General features: G+C 43.0%; 16 protein-coding genes and 1 pseudogene. 8 read left to right on the top strand and 9 right to left on the bottom strand.

Annotation, left to right across the window (positions count from 1 at the left end; translation table 11 throughout):
• Nucleotides 1–260: 260 nt before the first annotated feature.
• Nucleotides 261–545: pseudogene (locus tag ACE1AQ_RS08240) on the top strand (ISAs1 family transposase); the annotation flags it as partial.
• 214 nt (nt 546–759) lie between these two features.
• On the opposite strand, the gene ACE1AQ_RS08235 reads toward ACE1AQ_RS08240, so the two are convergent.
• From ACE1AQ_RS08235 to ACE1AQ_RS08225, 3 genes are all read right to left on the bottom strand, one after another.
• Complete coding sequence (locus ACE1AQ_RS08235; RefSeq protein ID WP_008196035.1) at nt 760–1,215, bottom strand: N-acetyltransferase; 456 nt, start codon at nt 1,213–1,215, stop codon at nt 760–762.
• Nucleotides 1,208–1,372, bottom strand: a complete 165-nt coding sequence (locus ACE1AQ_RS08230; RefSeq protein WP_008196036.1) for a hypothetical protein — start codon at nt 1,370–1,372, stop codon at nt 1,208–1,210. Before ACE1AQ_RS08230 ends, ACE1AQ_RS08235 begins: the two co-directional genes overlap by 8 nt.
• Nucleotides 1,373–1,524: 152 nt before the next feature.
• On the bottom strand, nt 1,525–1,686 hold the full coding sequence (locus tag ACE1AQ_RS08225; RefSeq protein ID WP_002733724.1) for a hypothetical protein: 162 nt from the start codon (nt 1,684–1,686) through the stop codon (nt 1,525–1,527).
• Between the two features lie 134 nt (nt 1,687–1,820).
• Here ACE1AQ_RS08225 and ACE1AQ_RS08220 point away from each other — a divergent pair, with 134 nt between their 5' ends.
• Nucleotides 1,821–2,618 (top strand): S-adenosyl-l-methionine hydroxide adenosyltransferase family protein, encoded by a 798-nt coding sequence (locus ACE1AQ_RS08220; protein ID WP_106909608.1) that lies wholly within the window; start codon nt 1,821–1,823, stop codon nt 2,616–2,618.
• 47 nt (nt 2,619–2,665) lie between these two features.
• Here ACE1AQ_RS08220 and nadC read toward each other — a convergent pair whose 3' ends face one another.
• Together nadC and ACE1AQ_RS08210 are read right to left on the bottom strand one after the other, a co-directional pair.
• Nucleotides 2,666–3,514 carry a carboxylating nicotinate-nucleotide diphosphorylase gene (nadC, locus tag ACE1AQ_RS08215; protein ID WP_008196068.1) on the bottom strand — a complete coding sequence of 283 codons (849 nt, stop codon included), beginning with the start codon at nt 3,512–3,514 and terminating at the stop codon, nt 2,666–2,668.
• Between the two features lie 71 nt (nt 3,515–3,585).
• The gene (locus ACE1AQ_RS08210) at nt 3,586–4,152 is read right to left on the bottom strand and encodes a Uma2 family endonuclease (RefSeq protein WP_110544803.1); all 567 of its coding nucleotides are present in this window, start codon (nt 4,150–4,152) and stop codon (nt 3,586–3,588) included.
• 204 nt (nt 4,153–4,356) lie between these two features.
• Here ACE1AQ_RS08210 and ACE1AQ_RS08205 point away from each other — a divergent pair, with 204 nt between their 5' ends.
• The 5 genes from ACE1AQ_RS08205 (at nt 4,357) to ACE1AQ_RS08185 (ending at nt 8,170) form a co-directional block, all read left to right on the top strand.
• Entirely contained in the window at nt 4,357–4,824 is a 468-nt protein-coding gene (locus ACE1AQ_RS08205; protein WP_008196071.1) for a CBS domain-containing protein, read from the top strand.
• A 42-nt stretch (nt 4,825–4,866) separates the two neighbouring features.
• Nucleotides 4,867–5,118 (top strand): hypothetical protein, encoded by a 252-nt coding sequence (locus ACE1AQ_RS08200; RefSeq protein WP_008196073.1) that lies wholly within the window; start codon nt 4,867–4,869, stop codon nt 5,116–5,118.
• Nucleotides 5,119–5,157: 39 nt separating this feature from the next.
• Complete coding sequence (locus ACE1AQ_RS08195; RefSeq protein ID WP_008196075.1) at nt 5,158–6,201, top strand: LD-carboxypeptidase; 1,044 nt, start codon at nt 5,158–5,160, stop codon at nt 6,199–6,201.
• Between the two features lie 330 nt (nt 6,202–6,531).
• The gene (locus ACE1AQ_RS08190; protein WP_008196077.1) at nt 6,532–7,584 is read left to right on the top strand and encodes a phosphotransferase; all 1,053 of its coding nucleotides are present in this window, start codon (nt 6,532–6,534) and stop codon (nt 7,582–7,584) included.
• Between the two features lie 205 nt (nt 7,585–7,789).
• A complete protein-coding gene (locus ACE1AQ_RS08185; protein ID WP_008196079.1) occupies nt 7,790–8,170 on the top strand; it encodes a hypothetical protein in 381 nt (126 codons plus the stop codon).
• Nucleotides 8,171–8,208: 38 nt separating this feature from the next.
• Here the strand turns inward: ACE1AQ_RS08185 and ACE1AQ_RS08180 are convergent, their stop codons facing one another.
• The 3 genes from ACE1AQ_RS08180 to ACE1AQ_RS08170 are packed head-to-tail and all read right to left on the bottom strand — an operon-like array spanning nt 8,209 to nt 9,680.
• Nucleotides 8,209–8,673 (bottom strand): DUF29 domain-containing protein, encoded by a 465-nt coding sequence (locus tag ACE1AQ_RS08180; protein ID WP_039899187.1) that lies wholly within the window; start codon nt 8,671–8,673, stop codon nt 8,209–8,211.
• 19 nt (nt 8,674–8,692) lie between these two features.
• Entirely contained in the window at nt 8,693–9,175 is a 483-nt protein-coding gene (locus ACE1AQ_RS08175; protein WP_008196084.1) for a DUF29 domain-containing protein, read from the bottom strand.
• 19 nt (nt 9,176–9,194) lie between these two features.
• Nucleotides 9,195–9,680: a DUF29 domain-containing protein gene (locus ACE1AQ_RS08170; protein WP_008196086.1), complete on the bottom strand. Its 486-nt coding sequence runs from the start codon at nt 9,678–9,680 to the stop codon at nt 9,195–9,197.
• A gap of 356 nt (nt 9,681–10,036) precedes the next feature.
• On the opposite strand from ACE1AQ_RS08170, the gene ACE1AQ_RS08165 reads away from it, so the two are divergent.
• On the top strand, nt 10,037–10,954 hold the full coding sequence (locus ACE1AQ_RS08165) for an ROK family protein (protein WP_106909605.1): 918 nt from the start codon (nt 10,037–10,039) through the stop codon (nt 10,952–10,954).
• Nucleotide 10,955: 1 nt separating this feature from the next.
• Here ACE1AQ_RS08165 and ACE1AQ_RS08160 read toward each other — a convergent pair whose 3' ends face one another.
• The gene (locus tag ACE1AQ_RS08160; protein ID WP_008196089.1) at nt 10,956–11,558 is read right to left on the bottom strand and encodes a Crp/Fnr family transcriptional regulator; all 603 of its coding nucleotides are present in this window, start codon (nt 11,556–11,558) and stop codon (nt 10,956–10,958) included.
• Nucleotides 11,559–11,830 lie beyond the last annotated feature (272 nt).

Raw genomic sequence — 11,830 nt, 5'->3', positions numbered from 1 at the left:
AGCAAATGGAGAGAATTCTTGTCCATTAAGAAATGTTACAAATTACATGGGTACATTAAGAAAAGTTAAGGGGGTGCATCCATTGATGGATAAGGGTTTTCGGCTATTATAGTATATATGTATGGGGGAAGTTCAGGTATAAGGTGTGGGCAAGAGGCATGACAATTTGTCAGCTTTCCTTCCCTGGAGAGGACTTTTAGAGAATGATAGTTGTTGTCCCACTGATTCGCGATCCTCTCATATTCCAAGGATTTGCTCCCACCCACGAAATTCAGTTTTACCTGAGCAGTTTACCTGACTATAGTCCCAGAATTGCCCTGGCTATTCGCCTGCACTGGGGTATTGAAAATTCCTGACATTGGACGCTCAATGTCACTTTTGGGGAAGATGCTTGTCGTGTCCGCTCTCGGCAGGTCCCAGACAATCTGGGACTGGTGCGGCGTTTTGCTGTCAATACCCTCAACCGAGAATCTACCTTCAAGCGCAGCCTCAGGCAGAAGTCAAAGCGGGCAGCGATGGATAATGATACTAAATCTGGTTATTAAAAACTGATTATTTATTCCCCTTTGCATGAGTGCCTCTCCGCATAACTAGCCTGTACTCAACGGATTTAGTATGATTATATGCTTACCCTGCTGGTGGCTGGCTTACCTGCTTGCACTCAAGAGCTACAATCTAGCTGTCAATAGGTTTTGAGATGCGCTGACCCTGCTTATCACCCTATCACCCTATCTCCTGTCCCCTGTCTCCTGACAGTTTTTAAATATTTTTCCACATCAGCAAAGAGCGAGTTTGAAAGCCGAGATTTTGGTAGAGATTGAGAGCATTGTCGTTATTGATGAAAACTTGTAAACCGATGTGGGTTTGTCCGCGACTTTTTGCCCAATCCTTAGCTTCATCGATGAGTGCGCTGGCGATACCTTGGCGACGATGCTGGGGATCGACGTAAATTAGGAAAATATGACCATAGCGATCGCCTGTCACCTGATCGACGGCGCTCCCCATCCAGAGACAAGCGATCGCCGTTTGTTGTGCTTCGACGATCCACAGGGGAGTATCGAGGCCAAAAAACTGTCTGACTGTATCAGCTAGATGGGAGAGGTTTTTTTGTTCGGGAAAAAATTCTTCATAGGTTCGGGTCAGAAAATTAATGAGTAGATAGCGATCGCCCGCTTTTCCCAGTCGCAGCCGATAATTTTCGGGAAGGTTAGCCATGCCAAGGATAAGAGAAAATTATGCCCAGGGATGGCTCGATCGGAGCGGGTGCCGCTAAATCTGCCGGTAAAAAAATCCGGATGCCAGTAGCAGCCAGAGCCACTAAAAACACTAAGATAGTCAGGAGCGGGGCGATATATTGCCGGAAAAAAGCCATAATTATTTGATCTCTAAACTGCTGTTCTTTCTATTTTAGGGATTGCGGAGATATCAGCAATTTTTTTTCCTAAAAATTCGTCTAAAAAAAAGTGACCGGCATACCGATCACCAAAAACCGACAACTAGACTATGACTAAACACCGATTAAATCTAACGAAGGTGCAAATAGGCCGCCTCCGCCTCCAATTGACGCACTAGAGCCTCATTTCCCTGCGCTCTAGCTACTTCCAGTCGGTGTTGTAAATTTCTGCGGAGTGTTTCTCTATGAGCGACGGTGGCCTGTGTTAGGACTTGCTGACGATTTTTGTTCATGATGGACAGACTTTTGAGCGACTTCACTTACCTTATATCTAAATCATAACATTCTCCTTGGTAAACTGTATCTTTAGTTACTGAATTTAGCGTTAAGATTTATTAACAGTGTTGGCCACCCTAGGGACAAGTCGATGACGGAAAAGGCAATAATAACCCTTACTAGCGATTTTGGACTACAGGACGGTTATGTGGGGATTATCAAGGGAGTAATCGCAGGAATTGCCCCCCATGCTCGCACGATCGACCTGAATCATCAAATTTCGCCCCAAGACCTTTACGCTGGTCGTTTTATTCTCCTGAATGCCTATCAATATTTTCCCCAAGGCACTATTCATCTGGCAGTTATAGATCCGGGGGTAGGAAGCAAAAGACGCGGGGTAGGGATTCGTTTTGCCGGTGGTTATTTAGTCGGGCCAGATAATGGTTTATTTAGTGGCATTTTAAGCCAATCTCCCGCTATATCTGCCGTTAATCTCAATAATTCTTCCTATTGGCGCACCCCTAACCCTAGCACTACTTTTCACGGTCGTGATATTTTTGCTGCTGTGGCCGCTTATTTAGCCCGGGGAGTACCCCTAGAAATGTTAGGTGAGATTATTGATCCCGATAGCTTGCAACAATTAGCGATCGCTGTTCCGCAAATCGAGGAAGATAAAATTAGGGGTCAAATTCAATATATTGACATTTTCGGCAATTTAATCAGCAATATTGCCGATTATCTCCTAGAAGGAAAAAATTGGTCGGTGCAGTTAGGACCAAACATTATCCCCGCAAAAAACACCTACAGTGATGTTGCTTCGGGGGAAATAGTCGCTTTTATCGGTAGTCACGGGGGGTTAGAAATTGCCGTCAATAGTGGCAGCGCTCAAAAGCAATTACACCTAAATATTGGCGATGCGATCGAGGTTAGAATAGATAGGAGTCAGTGATCAAAACTGATAACTGATAACTGATAACTGATAACTGATAGAGCCTTTTAATCAATTATCATACTAATATCTAACCAAGTAGAACGGGTAATCGGGGCGCTAGTAGAAATATAATCTACTCCTGTTTCGGCAACGTTGCGAATGCGATCGAGGGTAATATTTCCCGATGCTTCTATTTTGGTTTTACTATTAAACTTGCGGATCATCTCCACAGCAGTTTGCATCATTTCTAAATCCATATTATCTAACATAATGATCTCTACCTCCTGCTGCAGGGCCTGATTCACTTCTTCTAATTGGCTGGTTTCTACCTCAATTGTGAGAGGATAGGGCATATTTTGCCGTACACGACGCACTGCTTCCTCGATGCTGCCGGCTGCTTGAATATGATTATCTTTAATCATAATTGCATCATCTAACCCCAAACGATGGTTGATTGCGCCACCGATACTGGAGGCATATTTTTCTAAAATTCGCAATCCGGGAGTAGTTTTGCGAGTATCCACCAATCTTGTCGATAAATCGGCAATTTTCTCCACATACTGACGAGTGGCAGTAGCAATCCCACTCAAGCGCATGGCAAGATTTAAAGCGACTCTTTCCCCGATTAACAGCGCATCGAAAGAACCTTCTATCTCGGCAATAACCTTAGACTTAGGGCAGAATTCCCCCTCGGCAACGGTGGGGGTAAAATGAATAGTGGGGTTAAGCAGTTGAAAAACGCGTTCAGCTACGGGTAAACCGGCAATAACACCCGCTTCCTTGGCAATCCAAGTGGCTTGACCGATTTTAGCATGACCGAAGAAAATTGCTTGGGTGGTGCGATCGCCTCTACCGAGATCTTCTCGTAACCAGTTTTCTAACAAGGGATCAAGGACTAATAGGGGCGGTAACATAGGATTTATCGAAACAATCGGGACGTATTTATTTTAAGTCTAGGAAGGTTTGACCTTTTTGTAAACTTTTTTTAATCGAAACTTATCCCTTCATAGATTAACTCGATCGCACAGTGAAAATCGAGACTAGATAGAATAATTTCTTCCCCTTGACTATAAGCGCAGTAAAACCAAATTTTACCTTCACCGCGGCGATAAACCTCAACAATGATCGATTCGACATCGACTAAAACGTATTCTTGTACACTGGCAATCTGACGATAATATTGTAACTTTTTAGTGCGGTCATAGTTTCCTGTGCTAGGGGAAAGCACTTCAATAATCACTTGTGGATGTTGAATAAAATGACGAGATTCTCTATCCCTAGAATCGCAACTAATCACCAAATCGGGATAAAAATAACGACCATTATTATCTTGTACCTTCGCATCAGATACATTCACCCGACAGCCTCGCGGACGGAGATGAGAATATAAAGTTCTGTAAAAATTCAAGGTAATATCATTATGAGCCAGACCACCCCCAGTCATGGCGACAATTTCCCCATCAATGTATTCATGGCGCAACTCCTGTGTAGCCTCCCATCCTAGATACTCTTCCGTGGTCATTCTTTCTGGGTATTGAGGTTGAGAAATCATTTTTCTTTTTCCTTGTCAACTAAATACAGTGTTTATCATAAAGATGAAGTGTAACCTAATTTTGTATCGACTCCTAACGACCGAACACTGGTTCCCCAAAACGAAAACTTTGTATCTCGCCACTAAGACGACTGCTATAAGCGGTGACTGATTACCCTAATGATAAGATGGAGAGAGAAAGCATTATTGTCGCAGGTCGCTAAGATGACGAAAACAGTTGCCCATATCATGACTCCCAATCCCATCACCGTCACCGCTAACACTTCTCTATCCGAAGCAGTGAAGATTTTGGCCGAAAAGCGCTTTAGTGGTTTACCCGTGGTAGATGACAATATGCGACTGATTGGGGTTATCTCCGAAACTGACCTTATGTGGCAGGAAACGGGAGTAGAAGCTCCTCCTTACATTATGCTCCTCGATAGCGTCATCTATCTACAAAATCCTAGCCGTCACGAGAAATTACTCCATAAAGCTCTCGGTCAAACCGTGGGGGAAGTAATGACCGATAAACCTATTAGTATCACAGCTGATCGCCCTTTGAAAGAAGCGGCCTCGTTAATGTATGATCGTCATGTGCGTCGTTTACCGGTGATTGAGGAAGAAACCCACAAAGTAATCGGTATTATCACCCGCGGCGATATCATTCGCGATATGGCAAAATCGGAAGCATAATTGCTTTTTTAGGGCAACAATTAACTAACAGGTCTTGGACAAATGAATCAATCTCAGGAAACGGTTACTTATTCCCTAGAAACTATCTTGCTGCGGATTGAGGGAAAAATCGATTTTTTACAAAAAGATGTGACGGATTTAAACGTAGGACAAGCAGTGTTAACGGGAAAAGTTGAGGGAATAGAAAATCGACTAAACTCATTAGAAGGAAACCAAAAATATCAGGTTTGGGCATTAATTGTCCCCCTAGCTGCAGCAATTGTGAAAACTTTTTTTCTGAGCGCTAATCTCTAAATTCTTATTTCCCTTGCAATTTCTCTAAAAACCCTCAGGATGAAGCGCCGTCAATTTCTCACTAATTCCGCCCTAACTGCTGTTAGTTTTTCCCTAATTCCTAGAAAAATTGTTAGCACTAATTTTCCTCTGATTAAACCGCCAAATCTACAACCAGGGGACGGAGTGGGTATTATTAGTCCGGCGGGGGCAACTTTTAAAGAAGATGATTTGAACATAGTTATCGAAGCAGTTAAATCCCTAAAATTAGTCCCACAAGTTGGTGAATACGCTTTAGATCGTTATGGTTATTTAGCTGGTAAAGATAGGGAGCGAGCGTCGGATATAAATAAATTTTTTGCCGATGATAATATTGCCCTAATTTTACCAATTCGTGGCGGTTGGGGCAGCGCTCGTTTATTACCTTATCTCGACTACGATTTAATTCGTCGTCATCCTAAAATCATCTGTGGTTTCAGTGATATAACCTCTTTATTATTGGCTATTTATGCCAAAACTGGTTTAGTTACTTTCCATGCTCCCAATGGCTTTTCTAGTTGGCGCACTGCTCAAACTGAAAGCTTTCGACAAGTGTTATTTTCTGGGGAAAAGTTGACTTTTAGAAATCTTCCTGATCCCGATGATGCTAATCGTTTAATGCAGGTAAAAAATCGAATTCAAACCATTACTAAAGGTCAAGCAAAAGGTAAATTAATCGGTGGTAATTTAACCACTTTAGCCTCGATCGCAGGTTCTTCCTATCTACCAGATTTTACCGGAGCTATCCTATTTGTAGAAGATATTGGTGAAGATGTTTATGAAATAGATCGCCTGTTAAATCAATTAAAATTAGCGGGAATTTTCGATAATTTAGCGGGGTTTATCTTCGGTCAATGTAGCAATTGTAGCGCCGATAGTAACTATGGTTCCCTGACTTTAGAAGAAGTGATCCGAGAATATATTCAACCCTTAAAAATTCCCGCTTGTTTAGGTTTAATGATCGGACATTTGGAGATTATCGAGACTCTGGCTATTGGTATTGCAGTAGAATTTGATGCTAATCAGGGAACAATTACTATGTTAGAATCGGCGGTTAGTAAGTAGGTGTTAAAGCCTCAAAAACTGTTCTGGCGTTCCCACTCCAAGACTTTTTCAGCAGCTCCTATATTAATTTTTGGGGTACTGATAAGTAGTTGGACAAAAGTAAAGTTAACTGTGGGGTAAGGAGTCAGTGCCGATGAACAAATTTTCACCCCCACAGATGAAAGAGGTTTCTTTCCCCACACCCCAGACCCCAGATCCCAGACCCTACACCCACTTTCCAGTCAGAGGAATGTAGCGAAATATACGGAGCGATCGAGCCAATTTGTAATATATGTGGCCTATAGAATAGGATGATGCGAGCCTAGTCCATACTTGCATCGGGAGGGAACCGTGACGACTTTTCTGGCTTCGCTCAATTTACCGCTTTCGAGTTATCCCGCTGCTAATCTTCAGACCGGGGAATGGACGTTTCCCACACTCTACTCGACTCTGGCTCCCGCTGCCCTAGCAGATTTAGTTTTTTCTCGTTACGAGATTGAAGTGCCGAAAAATTGTCAATTTTGGCATCGGGGTTTAAGTGATGTGTATCTCCTCGAAACCTTGACTACTCCCTACATTTTGCGCGTGTCTCACTGCCATTGGCGCAGCAAAATGGAAATCGACTTCGAGTTAGAATTATTAGATTATCTTGATCGCTCTCAGGTTCCCGTCGCCGCGCCAATTCGCACCAAAAACGGTGATTTATCCGTAGAAATTAAGGCTCCGGAAGGAAAACGTTACGCCGTCCTTTTTCCCTATGCTCCTGGAGGAATTGCCATTGGCGACATAGATATAGAACAAGCCTATCATTTAGGGGCGATCGTGGCTAATTTACATCGGGTGACAGCAGATTTTCAAACCCTAGCCTATCGTCATCCCCTCAACCTCAAATATCTTCTCGAGGATTCCCTGCAAATTATCGCACCTTTTCTGCACCAACGACCGAGCGACCTAGAGTGTGTCTTAGAAACCATTGGGGAAATAGAGGAAGAAACCGCTAAATTACCGACCGAATCTCCCTATTGGAGCATTTGTTGGGGCGATCCCCATAGTGGTAATGTACACATCACCCCTGATAATCAGATGACCCTATTTGATTTCGATCAGTGCGGTTATGGTTGGCGAGTTTTCGATATCGCTAAATTTCTGCAAGTTTCCCTACAATCTGGTTTAAATCGCCGGGTTCGCCATGGTTTTATTCAAGGTTACGATGAAACAGTACCTTTAACCGATGGTGAATTATCTTGTCTTCAGTATCTCACCCAAGCGGCCTATATTTGGTCTTGGTCAATTAGCTTAAATAATCTGCGTTTAACCGATTATAGTCGTCTCTGTGCCAATTATTTTAGTAGCCGTTTGGCCATTCTCAAGCGTTTAAGAACCCAAGAATGGGAATTATTCTAAGCAGCCTTAATCTTGTCGGTGACAGCAGCCTCAACTAACGAAGATAAACTTTCTTGCTGGTCAATCGCCAAACCGGGGATCGATCCCTGTATGCTGGTAAGTATAGATAATCACTAGGTAAAGATTTTCTTCTTCATCTGCCAAAAGTGAAGCGAGCTTTACCGCTTTTGAATACTCCCTGACAGCCTCACAGACAGATGGTATTATGTCTAGAAGAAAGAAGAAGTTTCCCTGTGGTCATAAGGGTTATGGCCAAGTCTGCCATCATTGCGCTCAACTAGATGCCGCTTGGGAAGAAAGAAAACGCCAAAAAAATGCCTGGGAAGCCACTTTTTCCCAGGATCCAATCGATTTGCGGGAATTGCCGAAAAATGTGGTAATTAAAGCCAGGGAAATCCTGCAAGGATTGCAAAATCACCGCAATTATCGAGATTTCCATGGTAAACGATTGCGACACGATCGCTTTATTATCAGTATCCCCGTTACCCGCAATTATCGCCTCATCTGTCGCGACCACGGCAATCTTCTCGTCCCGGAAGCGGTGATCTCTCACGAGGATTATAATGTCTGTAAACCGGGTAGGTGAAGCTAATCTTTAGTTTGTCTCAGAAGATTTATCGCTGTTTATGTCTCCCGAAAATCCGGCAGCCAATTTTCATCGAGAATCTCCTCTAGACTAGCTAACAATTCCCCGGGGAAAATACTGGCATCTAATTGGGTTTCGTCAATAAGCAGATGGCGAGCATCGAGATAACATTCTTGCAAAATTTCCCTTAAATAGGACTTTAAACTGGGACTATCTTCTAAAAGATCGGCAATTTGTAGGCGAAAATTTCTGATTTCTTTTTTCCATGCTGCTTGATTGTAATCTCGTTGCGATTGCCAGTAAGTTAACTTTAGTAAATGCTCTAAAAGTCGAGTTAAGAGACTCTTAAGCACTCGTCGATTATTTTTACCCAAATCTGCTAACTCCTCTAATAAATTCGGCCAATCTACTGCTTGAAAATCCCCCCGACGTAATTGGTTGATAGTGGACTCTAACCAAAGTTGATAATCGCTATCGTAGAGATTTGAAATGGTAATATTCATGATTTTTTACTCCTTAATTTCACTGTTCAGAATTATTGCTGATAGCTTCCCAATCCGGCAACCAATTTTGATCGAGAATCTCCTCTAGACTAGCTAACACTTCCCCAGGGAAAATACTGGCATCTAATTCGGTTATATCAATAATTATCTCCCGAGCATCGCTGTAACATTCCTCAAGTATCTCGGATAAATAGGGTTTGAGACTGGGACTATCTCTCAGTATTTTCTTGATTTGTTTCCGAAAGGTTCTAATTTCCCCTTTCCATGCTGCTTGATTATAATCTCGTTGGGATTGCCAGTAAGTTAACTTCAGTAAATGTTCTAAAAGTCGAGTTAATAAACTTTCTAATGCTCGTCGATTATTTTTACCCAAATCTGCTAACTCCTCTAATAAATTCGGCCAATCTACCGCTTGAAAATCCCCCCGACGCAATTGGTTGATAGTGGACTCTAACCAAAGTTGATAATCGCTATTGTAGAGATTTTGGATGGTAATATTCATGATTTTTTACTCCTTAATTTCACTGTTCAGAATTATTGCTGATAGCTTCCCAATTAGGCAACCAATTTTCATCGAGAATCTCCTCTAGACTAGCTAACACTTCCCCGGGGAAAATACTAGCATCTAATTGGGTTTCGTCAATAAGCAGATTGCGAGCATCGAGATAACATTCCTGCAAAATTTCCCTTAAATAGGACTTTAAACTGGGACTATCTTTGAGAATTTTTTTGATCTGAATCCGAAAATTGCGAATTTCTTTTTTCCATCCAGCTTGATTATAATCTCGTTGGGATTGCCAGTAAGTTAACTTCAGTAAATGTTCTAAAAGTCGAGTTAATAAACTTTCTAATGCTCGTCGTTCACTTTTTCCCAAATCCGCTAACTCCTCTAATAAATTCGGCCAATCTACCGCTTGAAAATCCCCCTGACGTAATTGGTTGATAGTATTTTCTAGCCAAAGCTGATAATCGCTATCGTAGAGATTTGGGATGGTAACTTTGATCATTTTTGAAATGGGAAAAAATCAGGAGTTAAGCTGCAGGTAAGTAGTCGTGCAAAATTAATTTCCTAGTCGAGACAGGAGACGGGGACTCCGGGACAGCTATCAGGGATCAGATTTGAATTTTTAGTTTACTGTTTACTGGTCACAGCAAAAAGCTTTTCGCTGACGGGTGACGGCTTGGATGTGTAATTAATTTTGCTTAGGTACTTATCTAAACTATAGAAGAAATTTGGGGCTAATCAATTAGCTAGTTTTGCCAGTTTAGCCGAATTATCCTCTCAATCACATCTAACTGCGAAAAAACCGCCAAAAAGAGTGATAATAAACCTAGCTACTCCCAGAGTAACAAGGAAAGCCCGATGGTGAAAACAGTAATAGGTGTCGATTTAGGTGGAACTGCGATTAAAATTGGTAAATTTGACCAAGAGGGCAATTGTCTCGAATCTCTCACCTTGCCCACTCCCCAACCCGCTACACCCAAAGAAGTTGCCCATACCATACATCAAGGCATTTGTCAAGTAAATTTAGATAAAAGTTGTCAAGCCATCGGTGTGGGAACGCCGGGGCCGGCGGATGCTCAGGGAAGAATTGCCAAAATAGCGATTAATTTGGCAGGATGGCGGGATATTCCCCTCGCCGATTGGTTAGAAGAAAGCACGGGAATGCCGACAATTTTAGCCAACGATGCCAATTGTGCCGGTTTAGGGGAAGCTTGGTTAGGAGCGGGCAAACGCTTTCAAAACCTCATCCTGTTGACCTTGGGGACGGGAGTAGGAGGGGCAATTATCCTCGATGGTAACTTATTTGTGGGCAGCAAGGGAACAGCCGCAGAATTAGGCTTAATAACCCTCAATTTTGACGGTCCATTGTGCAATAGCGGGAATCAGGGTTCCTTGGAACAATACGTCTCCCGGCAAGCTATTCGCCGGATGACCGGCAAAGAACCGAAGCAATTGGCAGAATTGGCCGAAAAAGGCGATCAAGAGGCTTTAGAATTCTGGCAGCGTTACGGTTGTTTACTGGGGGCTGGTATTGCCAGTTTACTCTATGTTCTCACCCCAGAGGCGGTAATTATCGGCGGCGGCATTAGCGCCAGTGCTAAGTTTTTCTTTCCCTCTCTGCTCACAGAAATCGAAAGACGGGTTTTACCTAGTTCCAGAGAAGGATTAGAGGTATTAACGGCCGAGTTAGGTAATCGCGCCGGCATGGTGGGGGCTGCTAAATTAGCTTGGCAATTAGTGGACTGCCGCGGGGAGTCTATTATGGGGGGGGACTGACTTAATCGTGAATAATTAAATGGCGATCGCAATCGCTGCTCACCGCTCCCTGACGCTGAAATTCCCCTAATAAACGGGTTATCGTTACCCTGGTGGTACCGATAGCATTGGCGAGATTTTGATGGGTTAAACGGATCTTTAAACGACTGCCTTGGGCGATTGGTTCTCCCATTTCCCGCTTTAATAACTGTAGTAACTGCTGGAGACGTTCCTCCACTCGTTTGATTCCAGCGATCGCCAGTAGCGATTCCGTTTGTTGTTGACGACGGATCATTTGATTTAACATCATCCTAGTTAATTCCACCGAGTTTTCCACTTCGGCGATCGTGTACCATTTTAGGTACAGTTCCGACAAGGCCCTGGCGTGATAGGATTCCAGATGGGTCAAATTTAAGCCAAAAAAGTGGGATGAATGGGCCCAGCCTAGTAAAATTTCCTCTCCACTCTCAGATACTTGACTTAGTTGCGCCATACCCCGATAAACTTGCCAGACTCCATCAACCACCAGAGGAATATTTTCCCCGCGATCATAAAAATGCAGCCGACGACTCTCGCTATAGTCTTCTCGGAAGGGTGAGACATTGGGATTATAGGTCAGCAACATGATCGAAGTTCTCCTGGGTGAAGGAATAGCAATTTTAACCCCACTTTACTGTATCAAGGTAAACATTAGGTAATCCCCAGATTAACAGTTATCAGTTATCAGTTATCAGTTATCAGTGGGTAAGTCATCAGTTGGCTCTCCCAGCTTTGGTGGGTAAAATGTATTCTAAGATACATTTCTCAAGAGCGAGGGGGTGGAACGAACCACAAAGACACAAAGGACACAAAGATCGATCGATCCTATGTCAATTAAACTTATCACACAGAACCTAG

This window comes from Microcystis sp. BLCC-F209, from assembly GCF_041928595.1.
In the GTDB taxonomy this organism is placed as follows: Bacteria; Cyanobacteriota; Cyanobacteriia; order Cyanobacteriales; family Microcystaceae; genus Microcystis.
This window is presented reverse-complemented; position numbering and strand designations above follow the sequence as displayed.